The organism is Aureispira sp. CCB-QB1 (assembly GCF_000724545.1).
Classification (GTDB): domain Bacteria; phylum Bacteroidota; class Bacteroidia; order Chitinophagales; family Saprospiraceae; genus Aureispira.
The window spans coordinates 14,713-36,717 of record NZ_JHBV01000037.1 but is presented as its reverse complement, the minus strand read 5'-3'; the positions used below and the strand labels follow the sequence as shown (position 1 = coordinate 36,717).

Genomic DNA, 22,005 nt, shown 5'->3' with positions numbered 1-22,005 from the left:
TTAGTAGCAGCGAAGCTAACTATTGATCATTACTAACAGTTATTTAATCTTATAACGTGCAAATTGGGAAACGTCTATCTTATAAGATGGGAATAATGGGGTAAAAGGTTGGGTAATTATCATTTTTTTTACAAAAAAAATATAAAAAGTCCATCTACTACCGTAGACAGACCTTGCTCTAAATTAGAGATAACATTCTATAACCAATCCGAAGTCCCTTACCAATTTTTTTGAATGGCAGACCAAAGTTGATCACTACTATTGCCAGGGTAAGCCATAAATGAATAGTTATCATTCATGCAATAACCAGGAAAATCCGATGTTTGAGGAATATCTCCATTGTTAAGACAAACAATAGGCAGTCCTCCTGACCAAGTAGGCGTTTGGGTATTCAAATCATAAGCTATAAATTGATCATAATCATCATAATAGCCTAAGTCCAAGGTAGCCCAACTAATTTTATGGTCATTGTCGTGTGCTCGATACAGCAGTCGCAAGAATTTGTCGTCGCCACAAACTGAAATGCTCGTGCTCGTCTGTGGAACAAAGTCATTTAAGGTATTGTTATTGGTTACATTGCCCATATCATAAACAGTTCCTGAGGTGTCCATTCTAACCACGGCTAAATTATACGAAGAACTACTTGGGGCGTACACTAAAAACAAATTACTTGCATTGCCCACAACAGCAGGACAAACCGTATGGTGAGAAACCACAGCAGTACCATTCTTTTTAAAACTTCCTTCATACGTCCATGAACTACCATTACATGTTGCATATTTAATAGTAGCATCGTCACTAGTACTCAAAAAGAAACAATACAACACCCCATTAAAGACCGCCAAAGAAGGACCATTATTAGAGACCATACTGCTATTAGGATTTCCATTTTTTGTCCATTGGTGAGTATCAGGATTGTAGACACACCATTTCAAATTACTATTGTCACTGTCTTTGTATACAAGATGCAACTGTCCTTCAAAATAAACCATTGCTGGATGTTTGTCTGTGGTTGGAGTCTTATCGCTTCCTGTTGTTGAAATATCCACTGGTAAGATAGAGGGATTGCTTATTATCTTCCCCGATAAAGTATCGTAGGAAGGTTGATCCCACCATAAGTTTTTATGGTCGTTGGTATTCTTATACACCATATATAAGTCCTCTCCTATCGTAGCCAAAGCAGGTGCCTTATTTGACTGAGCATTGCTTGATTTTATTTGGTGGTTGCCACTCCATCCTCCAGTAGGGCTTTTGGTAGGGTTTTGAATAATTTCAGAAGTAATTAAGGTGAGTTGAGGATTGCTAGGCGCATGACCATTTTCCCAAGAAGGATAACGATAATAGTCTACCTTAGGGTTGTTATTGGTTCTCATTGTAATAATTGCTCCTACGTGTGGGTAATAATAATTAGCATCATGGTCATTATTATAAGCAGGATTTGTTGCTAAAAATGTATTGGCATCGCTATAAGGAACCATTGGATAATTGTTAGCATAAGGATTGTCCGTAGTCGCTTCTTCATAAGAACTGCTCCCAACTAAGCGGCCTTGGTTCAACCCAAAAGCGCCATTTTTAAACAAAGCAAAACTATGCTCATGCCCCCAAAACCAAGTGGCAATTTTATTGTGAAAGAAAGGGGAAAAATGCTTGTATAAGTGTGGATTCGCATAACTATCGCCATATTGATCCGAATTCATATCTCCAGTACGCGAAAATAGCTGATGATGGGACAATAAAATCGTCTTACCTCGAAAGTTTTTGATTTTATCGATTGCCCATTTATAATCGTTGCTACTTTTGAGTGCTGGTGCTGGTGGTGTAAAATTAGTATCCCAAGCGCTGTGATCATTATATCCTGTATCCAATCCCAGAAATTGATACTCGTCATTATCTGTTCTCAAACAAAAATAACTCGCTGCTTGTCTAGTATTACTAATGGGAATCCCATTGTTAATGGTATCAATAAGACCATAGAATCCATGCCCAAAAGAATAATACTCGTGATTGCCAGGAATCGTAAAGACAGGCACTTGGCTCCCAATTTCTTGACGAATAACATTTAAAAAATAATTGGTGCATTCATCCTCTGTTCCTGTATAGTAAATATCTCCTAAGTGAATGATACAGTCTATTTCTTCCTTGGCAAGTAGTGCTCTTAAAAATTCATGCGCATCGGTATTACCAGTTCCCCAATCTCCAATCAATGCAACTTTGGAGTCAGATGGCAACTTCCAGTCAATCACACTATAATTAATATTTCCATTTCCTTCTTTTTCGTAATCTCGATACATCCAGTTGCCTGTTAGATAATCCCAAGACAAATAGCCTGAGTAAATCGACTGCCCCAACCACTGCCACCATTCAGCCGTACTATAAGGCCAAGTATCTATACTTGTACTAAGATTAGTGGTGTTTTTAGCTTTACTAGCTTCCTTGGCAGCGTTAAAAAAGAAAGCCGAAGCATAAGCATGATGTTCGATGTTGTTCGTATCAAAATCTCCATCAATAGCTTTTGGGGTGCTCCCTTCCATAGCTTGTTTTACATGCAACCAACAACCTTGCAACTCTGGTAAATTTCGAATCTCACCCAGAGATAAATTAGGGTGCTTCTCTTTTAGGGCTTTCTCTACAAAAGATTGCCAACGGGAAAGTTCTGGATTTCTAACGGTAAAAATCGGTAGGTTTTTCATTTGAGTTATTTATTCGTGTGATAAAAAATATATTATTATCCAATAGTAGTTAGCAGCGCAGCTAACTATTGATCCAAATAACTCTTATTTTTTGTATATAAAACGGACAGATTTGGTTCAAAAACGGACATTGAGGATATTTTGTGAATGCTTCTTTCTTAAAAACATCCAAAACGGACGTTTTTCCTCTAAAACGGACAAATGACAAATAAAGTAACATCAATCCCCAATATTTTATACCATCTTATTAACTACTAGTAGTTAGCTATGCTGCTACTTCGTGGTCGTTGATTACCCTTTTTTCTTAGTTCGTTTTCGTTTTAGAATCCTCATCTCAACAAAGTCGCCTCGTATGTTGTAGGTATATTCTCTAATTGTATTGCGATTGCGAGAATATTTGTATTGATATTTATGAATCATGCCTTTGTAGGATTCTACCGCATCCGTTCGCTTCCGAACATATACCCCTGCCGTTCCTTTTTCTAGCACATCATCTTTATAAAAACAGACTTCCAATAAATCGCTGTGTTTATTGTATTTAAAAATACAATAAGTCGCATTGCTTTGCTCATAAGCATAAGGTTCTTTTACCCATTGCAATGGATTGCCTTCTTTATCATAAAACTTGAAAAACTTTTTCAAAAAAATAACCTGCTGGTGGACTCCTCGATGATCTTCCGTTCGGGCACCATCTAAACCAAATCGCTCTGATTTTAACAAATAATAATTCTTATACTCCGAAACGATTTTATGGGTTCCTAAAGAATCAGCGATAGGTTTTCCTTTTTCGTCTACATAAAGCTCTATATGCACTAAAGTATCTCCCTTGCTGAATTCTGTTTTTTTCCATTCTTGTGCTGTGCTCTCCAATGCGGTGTGCATTATTAAAAAAAAGAAAGTCAGGAAATAAATGGTTTGCTTCATTATTTTATTCCTTGTGTGATAATCTATTAATATAGTAGTTAGCTACGCTGCTAACTATTGTTAATAGGCGGTATTCCGAAAAAAACGCATGCAAATCTTAGGACTTACATGCGTTTGTATTTTTAGTAGAGGGCGTTTGCTTTTTAATTAGAACTTCAGTTCTAAGCCAACCATACCATTAAATCCTAATTGTCGATACAAGTACCAGCGTTGATTTTGATTGTGTATAATATTATTTAAATCTGCAAAAAGCGCAAAATTAGGAGAAACTTGATAACGAATGTTAAAACTAAAATCGTACAAGCCTTGTAGTACTTTTACGGTATTGGTCTCATCCAAATAAGGTACTCCTGCATTTACAAACAACTCCGCTTTGAGTGACAAGTAGTTACTATCTCTACGTCCACCCTTTTTCGGTTTTGATTTTTTTCCATTAAAATACATATTATAAGTAATAAAGAAATTACTCTCGAATGTAGGCAAATGAAATGCTTTTTCGTAATTTTTTGTATTATAAATATTATAACCTATTGTTCCTCCAACAACCAAATCTTTTAATAGTCTGAAATCCAGTGTTCCTCTCACAAAGACGATTCCTGTGGTATCGTATACTGGTCGGAATCTAGAAAACTGAGCCAAGCTATCAGAAGTATCGTTCAAGAAATAAGGCAAGTTTTGAGTAATCGCATAACCTGCTTTAACATCGTAACCTATCTTTTTGATAGAACCTTTTAAACCACCAAACAATTCCAAATAATTGGTGTGATGCAATTCTGGATTGGAAACCAAAAATCGATTGTAGTAAGTCAAAGAACGGAAGCTGTTTTGGCGTACTTGTCCGACTGCGCCTGCGTAAGGAATAAAAGCACCTTCTGCAATAGAATAAGACAATTCAACATCTGGATGAATAAAGAAATTACCTTCATTAACACCTAAATTCACCCCTAAACGAGCTTTGAAGTCTCCAGCATTAACGGTAAAGGTTGGATGAAAATAAAATAAGAAAATACTTTTTGTAGCTGTTGTTGTTGTGCTGTCAATTGTAATAGGAACATCATCAAAGGACAAATAATTGAGACCGACATTCAAACGCAAAGGATGCCTATTTTTACTTTTTCCAAACCACTTCTCTATCATTATATTAGGAGTCAAACTAAACTCGCTAGAACCAAAAGCATCGCTATAGCTATAAAAATCAATATCTCCACGATAATTGAAATTTGCCTTATTAATTGTGCTATTAAATAAATTAATATTTCCTTTTACATCTACAAAACGCTGACGCATACTATCCTCACTAATCGTAATTGTCTCTATTGAATCTGTAAATCCATAAAAGCGATTGGTGTTAAAATTAAACTCAAAACGAGCTCCAACAGCTAGATTTTTTTGAGTAAAATAGGTCGCATTCGCATCAAAATGCGTCTTAGTAAAACTTTGATTGGGCAAATATCCTTGAATAACAGAATGGTGTCGAGCATTCAAGCCAAACTTCAAGTTGTTGATATCTTTATTATAATAAGATAATTCTACCAAAGGAGACAAAGGATAACCAAATCCAGCTTTTGCATAAAAACTATACACTGGTGCATCCTTAGCTTTAGGCATTGCCAAAGGGCGAATGACAGGCGCAGGATAAGCTAATGTTGACAAATGTGTCGGGACAACATAATTCAATTTTTTATTGGCATTAGTATCCAGTTTGGGCAATAAAGGAGCTGCCTCAAACTTTTTGCTTTTTGCCAATTTTGCACGAAATGGTTTCAGAAATTCTGTCTGAGTGTCATCTATAATCTGTGCTGTCCCGATTTGACAAAATGCCAACAATAAGCACCATAAAATTACTCTATTTATATTATTCATTATTCTAATTTTAAAGCTCAAAAGATTAGACTTTTATTTTTATCTATAAAGCTGTTTGGGCATATGCTGCGCATTTTCCAAAAACAACTTCACAAGCAAACGAGAAAAAGAAACTTGATGGTTATCAATTTCAATTTAATTTTCCTCAAGCATTTCCAAATCACCATTCAAATTAGATGGTTTGATTTTGCTCTTACTTTTCTCAGCATCAATTACACGTTGCAACTTACGTTTTGCTTCATTCAACAATTCTTGATCGCCATCGTAGTTATCAACGATAGATTGCAAGGTTGCCTTTGCTTGAAATAGGTTGTCTTGTTCTGCATAAATATCTGCCAAAAGAATAAAGCTCTTAACCAACCAATAAGGATGTCCTGGTATCTCTTTATTATTTTTAAAACATAAATCCATTGCTTTATCCAAATCGCGTTTTTTGTAGGTAATATAAGCTCTCCAGTAACGCGCTTCTGCCGAGTGCACATCGTCTCCTGACAATTGTATATTCTTGCTAAAAGCCGCCAGTGCTTGATCGTAATCCTTCTGTGCAAGATACGCCTTTCCAATAAAGTAATACGCTTCGGCATGATCTTGTGTCGTCGCACGAGAATTCTTTATTAAACGCTCTGCAATCAAAGGCAAATTTTGAAAATCTGAAGCATAAAAAGCACTACGCATCCCAAACTGTTGTGCCTCGAAAAGCAATTCTTCTGTTGTTGCTGTTTGTTCCAAACGCCCATAGTATTTCTGAGCTTCACGGAAATTTTGTGTGCTGTAATAAGCAATATTTGCTGCTCGATGGTTGGCAGTTTCTGCAAAAATTGAGCTTCCTTGATCCGAAATATAAGCATAATCTTGAATCGCTTCGTTGTAGCGTTTCAAATCAAATAAAGCTTCTCCCCTATTAAAATGTGCTTGGATACTATTCAATCCATTTGGAAAGCGATCTAAATAACTAGTGTAACTAGCTACAGCTCCTTCCCAATCCGCATTGTTAAATTTAATTTGTGCCGCAATAAACATTAAAGAATCTCGCTCAAACTCTCCTACATTGTACCCTTGAACCGTATTCACAAAATTAAAGTACCCATCTGGATTGCCATCCTCTATATAAATTTCTTTGATCGCCGCCAAGGCATCCTTAGCTTCCTCACTTTGCGGATCTGTTCTAAAGACTCCTTTGTAATAATTCAAAGCCTCTTCATTTCGTCCTACAGAATAAGCAATTAAACCTAGTTTTAACAGAGCTTTGTTTTTCATATCACTATTAGGATAATCTTGCAACAACTGCTCGTAAGCTGCAATTGCCAAATCCTTGCGGTTCATATTAAATAAGGTATTCCCTTTGTCATAGTAAGCATCATCTGCATAACGAGAGCTAGGGTAATCACGGATAATTTTATCCAACAAAGCCAACTGACTAGTCGTATTGTTTTCTAGATTATGAATCAAACTTAACTGATACATTGCATAATCTTTATTGGGGTAATTGTTTCGGATGATGGTATTGTAATGCCCTTGAGCTCCTGAATAGTTTCTCAAGTACAACAAACAATCACCAGCACGCAATAAGGCGTCTGGATAAACAAAGTTGGTGACATACTTATCATTATAACTTCTTAACTTTTTCTCGATCACATTCACCGAATTATTAAAATACTTAGAAGCATTGGCATAATCATCTTTCTTGATATAAGCATAACCCATTCCATAATAAGCAACTCCTAAAGATGAATTATCGGGCAACCGTTTTAAGGTTTTTTCTATCAACAAAAACTTACCATACTCATCAATACTAGCATCAAATTTTTCCTGTTTGAAAAACGCTTCTGCTTTCCAAAAATAAGCCAGTGCCTTAGTTTCCATATTGATTCCTTGAGCCAAGGATTCATCAAACAATTTGATAGCTTGATTATACTTTCCATCATTGTACAACTGTACTCCTCGAAAGTAAGCCACTTTCTGATGTGTTTCTTTGATTTTGGCCGTTTTCTTGTTTTTGTCCATTTTGCGCAACGTCTCTAGAGCTTTGTCATAATCTCTAGTATTCAAAAACACTTCTGCCATTAAGTTTTGTGCTTCATTGCCATAATCCGATGCAATAGGAATATCTTGCAATGCAGATATAGCTTCACTATCGAATCCTAGTTCATACGATAGTTTGGCATAATTAATCAAAGCATCTTCCTGCAAAGCAGGATTAAAGTTCATCTTACTAGCTTTTTGAAATGCTTGGCGGGCAGCAGATTTATCATTGGTTTTTAATAAGCAATCTGCCATATTGTACAACGCATTTTGTCCCAAAGGATTTTTTTCGCTGTTCAACTGTTCAAAGTTCTTAATCGCCTCCTTATACTTTCCTGTTTTGTATTGCGTATATCCCAATTGATACAAGGCTTCCTTAGTTACTTTAGGTGTTTTTTCTACGTATTGCTCCAATAGAGGCAAAGCTTTTCGATACTGCCCAAGTTCAAAGTACGATTGACCAACCAATTGAGCAACTTGTTCCCGTTCCCGAAGCTCTTTTTTATTGACTAAAGGCTTTCCAAACTTGATAACTTCTTTATACTCCTTTTTGGCAAAATATATTTGAATGATATAAGAAGGAACAATATTCTCATAACGGCTCGATTGGTTAGCTCGATTAAACGCTTCCAAAGCTTTATCATAATCCTTGTCAAAGAATTCAGTGATACCGTAATAATAATTAGAAGGATAATAATATTGTGTCTTTGCTTCTTTGATTTGTGTAAACAAAGCATTTGCCTTATCAAATTTTTTCTTTACAAAATAAGCATACCCTAATTTGAATTTTTTTTCAATGATTTCTTCATTGGTCAATTCGAGTGAAGAAACCTCACTTAGGTATTTAATAGCCATATTATAATCTCTTTGATCATAATAATAATTCCCCAAAGCCAAACGTGCTCTAGTCGCTACGGCACTAGGCTCATTTTTTTCCATAAAATACAACAAGCGTTTCTCTGCATCAGGTTGACCAAGATACAAAGCAGACAAACCTGAATGCAATTCTGACTGAAGGATATACATTGGTACATCCGTGTCTTGAAAGAGCTGTTCTGCTTGAACAACTTTATCAAATTCTTCCAAAGCTTGTCCATAGAGACGTTGGTTATAAAAGTGCATCCCACGTTTATAAGTTTCCTGATAATCTCTATAAATAGCGGATTCTTGAGCAATAAGCAGATTACTTATACTCAAAAAAATAAGGGCAATAAAAGATTTTTTAATACTCATTCCAATGGATTTATTTGTTTCTTAGATTAAATGGAGTATGTAACTTCTAATAGTCGACAAAATTAGATCTTGACACAGCACAACTCAATATAATTGTTTGCTTACTAAACCTACACTTTTTTATTTTGTATCCACACAAAAGTAAGCTGATTTTTTAGTTGATAATTTTTTGCCTACCTACTGTGCTTCCTTCCCTCTCTTCTTGGTTACCTACATACGCACCAATGACTCCGTTTGGTGTTCTTAATATAGTTTTAACAGCGTAGCTTGTTAAGGTTATTGTTTATAGCAGCGTAGCTAGTATTGTGTTAAAAAACTACTGATTAATAGTCTAAAATATAATTACCAAGCTAGGCAAATATAATAATATATCATGAAGTTGGAGAACGTTCTACTGGCTTAGTATCGAAGCGCCTATCCAAAGATCTGATATTGTCATACCATCCTATCAAGATCAAGTATTGAAGAAGCAATTGTACAAAAAATTGTCAAAAAAAACTATTCTTTAAATTACTTATATAAAGCCTTCCTAAATATCAATTGCATGACAATAAAAACAAGTCAGCATAGTGAAAGTTGTTATTTTTATTGATTTTTTGTTCTGGCTACAATTTTAGGACAACAATAACGATCAAAGGATCAAGAGGTGTTCCGTTTTCAATAAGCCCTATCACTTAACACTTTAACGTAGAGCGTGAATTTTTCTTATTCATCAAATTGTTAAAGAAATATCAAAACAATTTCTAACAAAAAAATCCTACTCAAAAAATATGAGTAGGATTGTATAATTTTTAATGACTGAACTCAGCAACTACTAAGCTACTTCATCTTTATCGTCGTATACCTCAAACTTAACAGAAGCAGATACTTCTTTGTGAAGTGCTACTACAGCCGTGTAAGTTCCTAGCATCTTAACTTCTTCAGGAAGCTTGATTTTTTTCTTGTCGATTTCAACTCCAAATGTATCTTTAAGAGCATTCACCAACTGAACGTTAGAAACAGAACCAAAGATTTTGCCGCTTGTACCTGCTTTGGCAGCAATTTTAAGCGTTTGGCTAGCCAATGTAGTAGCCAATTCTTTAGCCTCGTCTAAGATTTTTTGAGCTCTTTCTTCTTGTTGAAGAATCTCTTGTTTCAAGCTATTTTTGTTTGCTTTGTTAGCAACGATTGCCAATCCTTGAGGGATCAAATAATTGCGAGCATAACCAGCTTTTACAGTAACCAATGCTTTGGCCAAACCGATGTGCTCTACATCTTTTAATAATATAATTTCCATGATTTATAGTCAGATTATCAAGATTCAAAAAAGAATAAACTAGCGTTTAAGCTGTTATTTATTTCAAGTTATCTACTACATAAGGTAGTAAACTTAAGTGACGAGCACGTTTAACAGCAGTAGCCACTTTTCTTTGGTATTTCAATGAGTTACCAGTGATACGACGAGGAAGAATTTTTCCTTGCTCATTGATAAAGTTCATCAAAAAGTCAACATCTCTATAATCGATTGACTTAATTCCGTAACGACGGAAACGACAGTATTTTTTACGTTTTTGACCGATCTTAGGATTGCTCAAAAACTTGATATCTTCTCTAGTTGCCATAATTTATAGCTTTTATGATTTCCAAATCAGATTTGGAGAACTATTTTTTAATAATTTTTAAATGACTTTGCATTTGCATCATCTCAGTCTTAAAAGACAAGATTAAGCATCTACAGACGCTTTAGTATCAGCAGATTCAGCTGCTTCAACACCTTCATTTGTTTTCTCAAACTTACCAGCACGTTTGTCCACATTGTACTGTGCTCTATGCTTGTCTACTTTGATAGTCAAATAACGTAATACATTGTCATCACGACGGAAAGCCAATTCCATTTTGTCGATAATAGCTCCATTTGGCGCTTTATACTCTAACCAAAAATAAGCTCCAGAAGAACGTTTTTTGATAGGATAAGCTAATTGTAGAACACCCATTTCTTCAAGATGTATAATCTCTGCACCTTCCCCTTTTAGGAAGTCGACATACATTTGAGCTGTCTGCTTGATTTCATCACCTGACAGTGCGGGATTGATGATGAACGTTGTTTCGTATTGTCTCATTACGATTTAATAATTTATATGTATGGTTTACAATTAATAAAACTTAAATTCTTCCAAAAGTTATGCTCAAAAACTGTCACAACCTTTTAATGGATAAAACCTAAGCGGGTGCAAAAATAGAATTAAATTTTGGATATTAAAATATATACTGCTTTTATTTTCCTTTTTTATCAAAAAAAGCCACTTCTAAGCATTAGAAGTGACTTTGCAGTTATTATTTGATCTAAAATTGCTTAGACTAATCTTTTTTAGCACTACGCTTGCGATCGTGTTCTTTCAAAAGAATTTTACGCATACGAATATTCAACGGAGTTACCTCTACATACTCATCTTCACCGATGTATTCCATTGCTTGCTCCAAAGAGAAAACTACTGGAGGTGGTAATTTTACTTTATCGTCTGCTCCAGAAGAACGCATATTGGTCAATTTCTTAGTTTTGGTAACATTGATAACCAAATCATTATCACGGCTATGCTCACCAATCACTTGACCTTCATAAATATCTACTCCTGTAGGAATAAAGAATTTACCACGATCTTGCAATTTATCCATAGAATAAGGGATAGACGTACCATTTTCCATGGCAATAAATGCCCCCTTGCTACGCCCCTCAATCTCACCTTTCCAAGGCTCATACTGCAAGAAACGGTGTGTCATAACAGCTTCACCTGCTGTTCCATTCAAAATATTCGTTCTCAAACCAATGATACCACGAGAAGGAATGTTAAATTCCAAGTGCATCAAATCACCTTTAGGTTCCATAATTGTCATGTCTCCTTTTCGTTGAGAAACCAATTCAATTACTTTTCCAGAATAAGTCTCAGGCACATCAATAGATAGCAACTCTACAGGTTCGTGTTTTTTACCATCTATTTCTTTGATAATAACACGCGGCTTACCAACTTGTAGTTCGTACCCTTCACGACGCATAGTTTCTATCAATACAGACAAGTGCATTACACCACGTCCATAAACCATATAAGCATCTGGAGATTCTGTTTCTTCAATTTTCAAAGCCAAATTCTTCTCCGTTTCTTTGAACAAACGCTCTCTAATATGACGAGAAGTAACATATTTACCTTCTTTTCCAAAGAATGGAGAATCGTTGATTGTAAACAACATACTCATAGTTGGCTCGTCAATAGACATTGGCTCTAAGCCTTCTGGGTTTTCAGCATCTGCAATGGTATCTCCAATGTCAAATTGATCCATTCCAGCTACAGTACACAAATCACCACATTCAACCTGGTTGGTTTCCTTTTTGCCCAATCCATCAAAAACATACAATGTCTTAACACGTGTCTTGTCAATAGAACCATCTCTGCGAACCAAAGAAATAGGCTGATTCACCTTTAGGTGTCCACGAGTAATACGTCCCATTGCCATACGTCCAATATATTTAGAGTAGTCAATGTTCGTAATTTGCAATTGAACCGTTCCCTCTACCACTTCAGGAGCAGGAACTTCTTCCAATACAACATCCAACAAGTGCGTAACATCATCCGTAGGGTTTTTCCAATCAGGTCCCATCCAGCCCATTTTTGCTGAACCATATACCGTTTTAAACTCTAGCTGTTCCTCTGTTGCGTCCAAGTTAAACATCAACTCAAATACTTCCTCTTGCACTTCATCAGGACGGCAATTGTCTTTATCAACTTTGTTAACAACAACGATTACTGTTTTTCCCAATGCCAAAGCTTTGGATAGTACATAACGTGTTTGAGGCATTGCTCCTTCAAAAGCATCAACCAACAATAACACACCATCTGCCATGTTTAATACACGTTCTACTTCACCACCAAAATCGGCGTGACCCGGTGTATCAATGATATTGATTTTAGTACCTTTATATTGTACCGATACATTTTTGGCTAAAATCGTGATACCTCGCTCACGTTCTTGGTCATTGTTATCCAAAATTAATTCACCAGCCTCTTCATTTTCTCTAAATAATTGACATTGGTGCAAAATTTTGTCTACCAAAGTAGTTTTTCCATGGTCTACGTGCGCTATGATAGCGATATTACGCAATGGTTGATTGGCCATTTTTTATATTCATTATTCTAATTAAAAATACAGCTGTTTTCTTTAGCTGCTTAAAAGCGCTGCAAAAGTACAACTTTTATTTGTTATTGACCAACTTTTTAGTATTTCATTGATATTCTTTAAACTATATTTAATAAAAAAAGCCTGTACACTTGTTTAAAAACCATTTTTTTTATCAAAAAATAACATCTAGACAATCTTCTAATAAACTACTCCTTAAACTATTTTATCAAAAAGTAGCTTCAATTAATTGAAAATTAACCATTACGCCAGCCAAGGTTCCACTAGCAACGGCAAAGGCAAGTGCCCGTTTTGAAGAATTATCACCACAAGCAAAAACATCTTTAACCGTCGTTTCTTGCGATTCGTCCACCTCTATAAGCCCCCCTTCTGTCAACTTACATCCTAATTGCTCCACTAAATTTGAAGTTTGAACAAAGTTGACCATAGCATATGCTGCTTCTAAAGGCAACAAACGACCATTTTCTAACTCAATAGACTGTATTTGCCCCTTTTCGTGGTACAATGTTTTAATCGCTGTTTCTACTATTGTAATATTATGTGCTCCCAATTTCTTAGTCTCTTCTTCTGTTAACAAAGAAGCACCGTTGGTAAAGAGCGTCAAATCATTTGTCCAATTGGAAATCAATTGAGCATAATGCATAGCCGCTGCACCATTGGCAATAATTCCCGTTGGTCGGTGGCGGACTTCGTAACCATGACAATAAGGACAATGCAATACAGAAATCCCCCAACACGCTTTAAATCCGTTGATATCAGGTAATATGTCCTTTATTCCTGTTGCCAAAATTAATTTCTTAGCTTTAAAAACAACTCCTTTTTCTGTACCAACTTCAAAACCTGTTGTTGTCTTTTGGCTGTTAATAGCAAGCCCAGCATGAAAATGGACTGTCTTATACTGTTCTACCTGAACTCTTGCTTCCTTTAAAATTTCCAAAGGTGCTTTCCCGTCTTGAGTAATAAAATTATGAGAATGTGGAGTCTGCCGATTACAGGGTTTGCCTGCATCTATCACCAATACCTTTCTCAAAGAACGCCCCAAAGCCATTGCAGCTGCCAATCCTGCATAGCTTCCACCTATTATTATAACGTCATAAATTTGCTGATTCATAGTACGCATCTTTTTATAATAAATTGTATTTCAATTGATGTTGTATAGTAGCTCATTTCACTCCTACACAGCTCTTTTGTTAAAGATAAGAAAAAAAACACTAATGCAACGCTGTTGCATTAACAAAATGCATAAAAAAATAGCAGCTTAGACGGTCCAAACTGCAATCCCAAACTATCCTCATTTACTTCTGAGCACGGAACAACATCCAAAAAGCTACTCCCAAAAAGAAAATATTGGGCACCCAAACTCCCAATAAAGGGGACAATCCTCCATTGATAGAGAAAGTTGTTGAGAATTTTGTCATAAAGATATAAATTGCTGATAGCCCAAATCCAATTACCAAATGCCAAGCCATCCCCCCACGCATTTTTCGTGAGGCAATCGAAAAACCAATTAATGTTAAAATAAAAATAGAAAAAGGATCGGCACTTCTTCGATAACGTTCTACCTCAAAAACTAGTGTCCCCCCAACCCCCTTTGCTTTCTGTTTGTTGATATACTCTATCAATTCATTGGTTGTCATATTATCTTTATGATTATCTCGTTTGATTAAATCTGTGATATAAAAACCAATCGTCGTATCCATAAACTCTTGGGGAGGCAATTTAACCACATTGTCTCTATAAGCTGACACTTTTTCTCGCTTTCGTATTCCAGATAAGCGCCAACGGTTAGGGGCTTTTAACAAACGAATTTTAGTCGCTGTCAAAACAGATGTTCGACGCAATCGAGAGCTATCGTGCTTGATCCATGCAAATTGGCTTCCAGTGCTATCATATCGATTAAATCCTTGCAAATAAAACTCTTCATAAGGGCTTGCGGCAGCATGAAAATTGCCCGTATTACCAACATAATTATGCTTGTAGATATATGTATTCTCAAAAGCTGTTCGGGTCGTATTAGATCGTGGAATTAGATTATGATTTCCATAATAATGCAAACCTGCAATAATAGAGGCTCCCATTAGATAAGGAACCAACAAGCGATAGTGGTTTACGCCATTGCCTACCATGGCAATAAACTCTGAGTTAGCTGCTAATCGAGACGTAAAAAAAACAACAGCGATAAGGTTGTACAAAGGAAAAATCAAACTGTTTAAGAATGGAATAAAATTCAAATAATATTCAAAAACAACTTGATAAAAAGTAGGACCACCTTCTTCTAAAAAATCATTGATTTTTTCTGCAGCATCAACCACTACAGAAAGCATGGAGGAAAGTAATACAATAAAGAAAAAGCTTCCCAAGTATCGTTTTAGTATGTATCGATCTAATATTTTCAAGATTAAAACTTGGGCTTTGGTTTGGTAATATTCGGTTTTTTGAGGTAGAATGGCTCGAAATAAGCAACGTCTACTGTTTTTTGTTGTTGGTAAGCCTCATAAGCCAACTGCGCTAGATATTTGGAAGAAGGCAATTGAACGGTGCTAATTTTCAAAGGATTGGTTTGACAGTTTTCTTGATATTTTGCCACTGCATCCCCTACCAAAACAACTTCGTCTATCTCTGAGTATTCTAATAATTCATCAAAACTATTGGGTTCTAAAGTAGCAAAATAAGGCGTTTTTATACACTTGCAATTCACATCATACACGCCAACATAAGCATCCATTCTTCGAGCATCCATCAAAGCCACATAAGCTGCTTTGGGATTATTATATTGCTGAATGGCACCAAAAGCCAACGCTTGTAAAGTATCAATAGCAAGCATCGGCTTATCTAAAGCATAACATAAACCTTTGGCAGTAGAAATTCCAATTCTCAACCCAGTATAAGAACCAGGACCTTGACTCACAGCAATTGCATCCAAATCTTTCAATGTTACATTTGCCGTTTGCATAACTTCTTCTATAAATAAAGTCAACTTTTCTGCATGTCCAGCTTGACTATTCGTCTCTCGAATAATCCATGGCTGTCCGTCTTTTGTCAAACAAACAGAACAACTTCGAGTTGCAGTTTCTATTGTTAATATTTTTGTTGCCACTATTGTTATATTGAAAATGATTTACTCCTAAAATCCCCTTACTGCTGCGTTACTTTTTGCGCTTTTCTTTTAATATTGGTTATTTTCTATGTTCTTCTCCCAAAGATAGCTTATTCAAAGAACTTTTAAAATGCTATTGTCAAAAAAGAACGTTAAGTCTTGTTATGAATTTGATAAAATAATTTTGTAGGAAGTTCTATCCCCATTTCTTATAAAGTAAATATTCAATTTGCTTAAAGGCTTTTAGGTGAACTTCTTTAGGTCTTTATTTGTGTTACTGTTATAATTCGGCACAAACAACTAACATCAAATTGTAAAATCATTAAATTTCACTAAAAAGAGTCTGTCAAAAATAATGTAACTTAACAACCAGGACTTTAAAAGATGTCTTTTACTTATCAATTTTTCAGACTCCTTTCTCTAATTACTAAATTTGGTTAGTTTTTTGATTTACAAGCCCCAAGTAGCATTGTTTACAATTGTTGTTGTTTGCTCCCCAAAAACTAAATTGTAAACCTGGAATAAAAGTTAAACTGAGACTTTTTGAAGGAAAATCCACAAACAAAAGGTACCCTGTCGGTTATTCATTAACTTTGTCTTCCAACTTGCATTAAAACCATTAATTTTAACACAAAAATCAATTATTAAATGCGACTATTTACATTTATTGGACTACTACTCACCAGTATTGTGTCTCATGCTCAAAAAGATACAATCTATACCTTTATCTCTGATACGAGTGGTACCCTAGAATTTGAGAATGTCATTCATCTTGATCTTAGCAATCAGAAATTAACGGAATTACCCCCTCAACTCACTCAATGTATTAATATTGAAAAGTTAAATCTAGCTAACAATCAATTAGAGAGTTTGCCTGATGAATTGGGCTCTTTAAAAAAACTAAAAGTGCTTGTTTTGGATAATAATCCATTAGAATCTTTGCCTAAAACATTCAAAGATTTAAAGTCTATTGAAGAGGTCTATCTCAACAATGCCATTAAGTCTAATAGTATTAACACAGCTTTTGGATTGTTTATCAAAAACCCTAAACTTGCAAAATTAGAATTAAAAAATAATGATATATCTAGTTTGCCTAATAATATCAAATCACTCAAAGCTCTTAAATACTTGGAATTGGGGAACAACGCACTAGTTCACCTCCCCAAGAATATTTCCAAAATGCTAGCACTTCAATACATCGGTCTATCCCAAAACCCTTCGTTAGAATTTAGAGAATCTTTTGAAAATATTGCTCTAATCAAGACCCTTCGTAGTATTGATATTTCTAATAATGAATTGACTGAAATTCCCAAAGAAGTCATGGATTGTCGTTACATCTCTACGTTGAATGTCTCCAATAACAAAATCACAGAACTACCTGACCGAATGACTCAACTCATTCGTATGAAAACGCTAAATGCAGAAAACAATGCGATTACCAAGGTCTCCGAAGCCTTTTCATTATTAGAAGGGCTGCAAGTTTGGAAGATGAATAACAACCAGTTGACAGCACTGCCTAGCGGGATTAATGCAATTGCGGAATTGCAGGTTCTAGAAGTACACAATAATCCATTGGCTAGCCTTCCTGAAAATTTGCGCAAATTAAAATATTTAGAAGTGCTCGATGTTGGTGGAAGTGAGTTGACAAAACTAGGTTTTAATGTTGGTAATTTAAGAACCTTGCGCTACCTAGATTTAAGTGCCAATATTGAAGACGTAAAAACAACGAACCTCTCCACTCTAACAAAGGTAGAGTTTTTGGATTTATCAGGTATGCAGCAATTGTATCAAAATGAGTTTTGGGCAACCCTTGCAAAATTGCCTGCGCTAAAAACACTCAAGCTAAACCAAACGGCATTAAAAAATCTTCCCGAAGATCTGTCGGCACTAAAAAACTTAGAGCATCTATATTTAGAAAATAATGATAGTTTAGACGTTTTACCAGAGTCTATCAAAGATATTTCCCAGCTAAAAACACTTAGTTTAAATGGAACTGCTGTTCAGTATATTCCTGACGCTATCAAAAACTTGACACAATTAGAGGTACTTTCTTTGGCTAAAATTCCAACTTTGGATATAGGAACCACATTGGTCAATATTGCGCCCTTGCAATTAGAAGAGTTAAATTTAACTGCTTCTAAATTGGTTAATTTTCCTAACGAAATTCCTATGATACGCGCAAAAAAAATTGTTCTTACCAATGCCGAATTTGATCAACAAGTTTTGGTACCACTAAAAAAAGCATTGCCTACTACTAAAATTATTACTCAATAGGATTAAACACCCTGTAATTATTCCAAAGTTGATAGTCTGCTAGCCTCAATTAATTTCAAGGTTCTTAGCAGACTATTAATTTTATGGATGGTTGGGTTTCCTCTTAAATATTCTACACCATGGAAAAAACTTGCGCCAAGTGCCAAAATAAATTTGTGTGCAATGCTACAGATATTAAAAACTGCCATTGCTCAAATGTTTCATTAACACCAGAACTAATTGCTAGATTGCAAGTTAATTATCAAGATTGTTTGTGTGCGGATTGCTTAAAAGTGCTTTCTGCTAATTTGGAGAAAAAGCAAATTTATAAATAGCTAATATCAACAAGAAAGAGGTTCTTGGAAAAGGATTTTCCCCCAGCCTCTTTTCCGTCCAAACGGAGGTCTTTAGGTTATGTAGTTATGCAAGAGTATACATTTTTATTCAAATACTCTGAACACAAGAACGCAGCGATTACAACTGAAGGGGGTAAGCAGATGAACCATTATGAAGTCGTGTATGTCAAGTACTACGATAGAAGGTATGACTAATGACTGCTAGCTATTCCAAGCTACTAGCGTAGTACTAGAACGTTACTTTTTAAGTTGAATACCTTGCTCCTAATCAAATTTTATCTTTATTTTTTTAAAGAAAAGTTCTCCTTTCCTCACAAAGGCAAGGCAAAGAATATTTCCATTTAAAATATATCTATAATAATAATTTCCCCCAATCTTTCTTTCATTATTTTTTTCTAAATAGTTTAAATCCTCTTTCTTATTCTGAATTATATTCCTGTATGATAATACATGATTATATCCTTGATATTTAGTGTATAATAAATCACCTTTATCAGGTTCAAAGTAAATAACTTTTGAATCAGGGAAAAAATCATTTCCAATATACCATAAAGTATCTATTCCTCCTCGTTCTGGTGTATAAGTATTATCTTTTTTATACAAAACATGAAATGAAGAAAAATAAAAATCATCTTGGTTTTCCCAAAAATTAAGTTTATATAAATCATTCCCTCTTTCACAGTATATAGAATCTTTCAAATCTTTTGCATTAATCAAACAATCACTTTGAGCGCTTAATATTGAACTTTGAATATCAAGTTGATGCTTATTGATATATTTTGGTAATAAATAATACATGTCTGCCTCATATAGATCCTGATAACCAGCAGAATACATTGAATACCATTGATCTCTAATTAGTATATTTTTTAATTGAATAGATTCATCTTCATAATCAACTATTGTTATTCTATTTTTTGCATCTTGTAAAAGAATTACTTGATTTGTTTTTGGAACAAATTCAATTTCATCAATATTACTATACCCTAAGTATATATTATTTTTCAACTTACCATTTTCGTAAAAAATATATAATGATTTTTTTTTATTGCAAAAGCTTGCAATTAATATATTATCTTTATTTATACCTATTGAATTTATACTAAAATCTCCTTTTTTTGAAAAGGAACTTTCTAAAGAGGTATTTATCTGAGAAATAGAGCTGATATTTCCAAATATAATAATGAATAGAGATAAAATATTTCTTATTTGAAGCATAATCTACTTTTTAAGTATTTTTACTTTTTTACCAATAATTAAGTCTCCCTTTTTGGTAAGATTTTTCCTGTTTAGTGCTTGAAAATTTTTATTACTAACACTACTCTTTCTAGCTAAAGATGATACTGTATTTTTATTCTCACTATATGGTTTTACTGTTACAGAGTGAACGACTAGAGAACAGTAGCCTTTTGCTACTGGCGCAGTACTAGATCGCTACTCTCTTGGTGGAATTACCTTGTTCTTCTATTTTCAATTCCTGAATTAAAATACCTTTGTAGTACTCTTCTTTTTTTCCAATAAACCTTTATCATTCCAATAGCTCCAATATCCATGCCTCATATCTTGTCTATATTGAGGATAAAAAGTGACACCATATTTCTGTTCTTGTTCTTTGTATTCATCATTCGTGAATTCTATAATAGCTCCAAACCAGTAATTGCCTTCACACTCCTTTGTGCCATTTGGATGATACGCAGTCCAAAAACCTATTTTAGAATCCATAATATGAAGTTTATTGTCTATCCTATATTCTTTTGTGCCAAATTCACCTTTCTCTTTTAGTCCTCCTGATTCATAATAACAAATATATTTACCACTCAATAAACCATTCTTACAAACTTTGATGGAAAGTAATTGACCAGATTCATAATATTCTTTCCACTCTCCTTCATGAAGATGACTATAATTATATTCTCCTTCCAAACGAACTTTTCCATTTTTATGGAAACTTTGAAAAAAGCCTACATAATGAATGTTCTCTATTTTATCTTTATCTTTCGTAAACCCTACTGATTTTAGAACATCACTTTCGTATATGTATATCTTATATAAGTAATCCTCTATATAATAAAATTCAAACTTGATTATCGTAGAATCTGGCAATATTCTACTTACCTCGTTCACTTTCTCTTGTGTACTTTGACCATATAGGAAGTTTACAAGACCAAATATAAAAATATAAGCTATTATTACTCTCATTTATTCAATTTTCTAGTTGTCTCTATAATTCTTGTTTTTACTTCACCTACTTGTATACCAAAAGAAGAATTTGTTTTATTGCTAGGTAAATCATTTCGAATTTTTTTAGGATCAACGCCTGCTTTTATCAAGTCTTTTCTAAACTGTTTTTGCTGTTTTGGCGTCCCATTTATTTTGATAACCCGATTGGGAGTTTTTGCCATGTTTTTAGCAGTTTTAATAGATTTCTTATAATTTCTCTTATCTGCGGGGGTTGGTCCATGTAAAACTTTAGGCGTTAAAACCATTGTAAAGTTTTCATCTATATATTGTTCTCTAGTTATTTCTATAATATATAAATCTGGTTCTGGTTCTTCTATTTCTAATTCATCAGGATTTAATGGATCCAATTGTTTGAACATAGATCCATCTGGTATACTTTTAATCTTTAGTCCTATTATTCCTTCTCCAAATTCTCCATTGGGTGTTCCTACAGGTTTTAATACATTATCTCTTACTTTGGGATCGGAAGGATAGAAAATTGACCGAGGATCTCTAGCTACCGTATTAGAAGGAACACTTTGGGCAATTATGTCATAACCATTAATTCTAGCTGTAGTTATTCCATGTATATCTGACAAGGTATTCCATGCCTTTCTTAAAGCTATTCCTCGTTTAGAATCTTCAGATATATATAACCCATTACCATGAATAAAGAAACGTAATGGTCCTGTAGCATCCACCAATGACAAATGAGCATCTCCATCTTCTCTGTTAAACTGTACATCAAATCGTTCTAAACCATCTAAGTCAATAGACTGAATCGGTGTATTACTAGCAAATTGATATGGTGTTAAATCTGGGTATTTATCTGAAAGAGGATCGAAGGAAAGAAATTTACCTAAACGGTTATCATAGAGTCTAAACCCATAATCTTGAATATTCCATTCTGGGTCAAACTCTTTTCCATTAAAAAACGTAAATCGACTTCTATCAGCATTGAGCGAGCGCCCAGGTTGGTTCCAACCAAAGGGGTAATAATTCCTTCAACTTTTTCAAACAGCTTTTTTCTCATCCTCTTCCACTTTTTAAAGATACTTCTTTTTTCAACAGAAGACTTAATTTTCTATTGAAAAAAAAGTTATACAAACGTTATTTCATAACGGGGGAGATTGGTATTCTTCGTCAGGAGTTGCCTTCCAGAGCTTCGCCAGTATAATAA

General features: G+C 34.6%; 16 protein-coding genes and 1 pseudogene. 2 read left to right on the top strand and 15 right to left on the bottom strand.

What is annotated here, in order from left to right; genetic code table 11:
• Positions 1 to 218: 218 nt before the first annotated feature.
• The 11 genes from CG11_RS19020 to tsaB form a co-directional block, all read right to left on the bottom strand.
• Positions 219 to 2,690 carry a metallophosphoesterase gene (locus CG11_RS19020; RefSeq protein ID WP_052598424.1) on the bottom strand — a complete coding sequence of 824 codons (2,472 nt, stop codon included), beginning with the start codon at positions 2,688 to 2,690 and terminating at the stop codon, positions 219 to 221.
• A 291-nt stretch (positions 2,691 to 2,981) separates the two neighbouring features.
• Positions 2,982 to 3,614, bottom strand: coding sequence for a hypothetical protein (locus CG11_RS19015; RefSeq protein ID WP_052598423.1), 633 nt, complete (start codon positions 3,612 to 3,614; stop codon positions 2,982 to 2,984).
• Positions 3,615 to 3,761: 147 nt separating this feature from the next.
• Positions 3,762 to 5,477 (bottom strand): hypothetical protein, encoded by a 1,716-nt coding sequence (locus tag CG11_RS19010; RefSeq protein ID WP_052598422.1) that lies wholly within the window; start codon positions 5,475 to 5,477, stop codon positions 3,762 to 3,764.
• A gap of 135 nt (positions 5,478 to 5,612) precedes the next feature.
• Positions 5,613 to 8,732 (bottom strand): tetratricopeptide repeat protein, encoded by a 3,120-nt coding sequence (locus CG11_RS19005; protein WP_052598421.1) that lies wholly within the window; start codon positions 8,730 to 8,732, stop codon positions 5,613 to 5,615.
• Between the two features lie 814 nt (positions 8,733 to 9,546).
• Entirely contained in the window at positions 9,547 to 10,008 is a 462-nt protein-coding gene (gene rplI, locus CG11_RS19000) for a 50S ribosomal protein L9 (RefSeq protein WP_052598420.1), read from the bottom strand.
• A 58-nt stretch (positions 10,009 to 10,066) separates the two neighbouring features.
• A complete protein-coding gene (gene rpsR / locus CG11_RS18995; RefSeq protein ID WP_368667162.1) occupies positions 10,067 to 10,336 on the bottom strand; it encodes a 30S ribosomal protein S18 in 270 nt (89 codons plus the stop codon).
• A gap of 99 nt (positions 10,337 to 10,435) precedes the next feature.
• The gene (gene rpsF, locus CG11_RS18990; protein WP_052598418.1) at positions 10,436 to 10,831 is read right to left on the bottom strand and encodes a 30S ribosomal protein S6; all 396 of its coding nucleotides are present in this window, start codon (positions 10,829 to 10,831) and stop codon (positions 10,436 to 10,438) included.
• A 238-nt stretch (positions 10,832 to 11,069) separates the two neighbouring features.
• Complete coding sequence (gene typA / locus CG11_RS18985; RefSeq protein ID WP_052598417.1) at positions 11,070 to 12,878, bottom strand: translational GTPase TypA; 1,809 nt, start codon at positions 12,876 to 12,878, stop codon at positions 11,070 to 11,072.
• Between the two features lie 229 nt (positions 12,879 to 13,107).
• On the bottom strand, positions 13,108 to 14,010 hold the full coding sequence (locus CG11_RS18980) for an NAD(P)/FAD-dependent oxidoreductase (protein WP_052598416.1): 903 nt from the start codon (positions 14,008 to 14,010) through the stop codon (positions 13,108 to 13,110).
• Positions 14,011 to 14,194: 184 nt separating this feature from the next.
• On the bottom strand, positions 14,195 to 15,295 hold the full coding sequence (locus tag CG11_RS18975) for an LptF/LptG family permease (protein WP_231512816.1): 1,101 nt from the start codon (positions 15,293 to 15,295) through the stop codon (positions 14,195 to 14,197).
• Positions 15,296 to 15,297: 2 nt separating this feature from the next.
• Positions 15,298 to 15,996: a tRNA (adenosine(37)-N6)-threonylcarbamoyltransferase complex dimerization subunit type 1 TsaB gene (tsaB, locus tag CG11_RS18970; protein ID WP_052598414.1), complete on the bottom strand. Its 699-nt coding sequence runs from the start codon at positions 15,994 to 15,996 to the stop codon at positions 15,298 to 15,300.
• Positions 15,997 to 16,644: 648 nt separating this feature from the next.
• Between tsaB and CG11_RS18965 the strand changes: the two genes are divergently transcribed.
• Both CG11_RS18965 and CG11_RS31075 read left to right on the top strand, forming a co-directional pair.
• Positions 16,645 to 18,270: a leucine-rich repeat domain-containing protein gene (locus CG11_RS18965; RefSeq protein WP_052598413.1), complete on the top strand. Its 1,626-nt coding sequence runs from the start codon at positions 16,645 to 16,647 to the stop codon at positions 18,268 to 18,270.
• Between the two features lie 119 nt (positions 18,271 to 18,389).
• Positions 18,390 to 18,584 carry a cysteine-rich CWC family protein gene (locus tag CG11_RS31075; RefSeq protein ID WP_052598412.1) on the top strand — a complete coding sequence of 65 codons (195 nt, stop codon included), beginning with the start codon at positions 18,390 to 18,392 and terminating at the stop codon, positions 18,582 to 18,584.
• A 285-nt stretch (positions 18,585 to 18,869) separates the two neighbouring features.
• On the opposite strand, the gene CG11_RS18955 is transcribed toward CG11_RS31075, so the two are convergent.
• The 4 genes and pseudogenes from CG11_RS18955 to CG11_RS31070 form a co-directional block, all read right to left on the bottom strand.
• Complete coding sequence (locus tag CG11_RS18955) at positions 18,870 to 19,823, bottom strand: hypothetical protein (protein ID WP_052598411.1); 954 nt, start codon at positions 19,821 to 19,823, stop codon at positions 18,870 to 18,872.
• A gap of 264 nt (positions 19,824 to 20,087) precedes the next feature.
• Positions 20,088 to 20,804 (bottom strand): toxin-antitoxin system YwqK family antitoxin, encoded by a 717-nt coding sequence (locus tag CG11_RS18950; protein WP_052598410.1) that lies wholly within the window; start codon positions 20,802 to 20,804, stop codon positions 20,088 to 20,090.
• Positions 20,801 to 21,526, bottom strand: a complete 726-nt coding sequence (locus CG11_RS18945) for a hypothetical protein (protein WP_052598409.1) — start codon at positions 21,524 to 21,526, stop codon at positions 20,801 to 20,803. The genes CG11_RS18950 and CG11_RS18945 overlap by 4 nt, the downstream gene beginning before the upstream one ends.
• A 114-nt stretch (positions 21,527 to 21,640) precedes the next feature.
• Positions 21,641 to 21,763: pseudogene (locus tag CG11_RS31070) on the bottom strand (RHS repeat-associated core domain-containing protein); the annotation flags it as partial.
• Between the last annotated feature and the right edge of the window lie 242 nt (positions 21,764 to 22,005).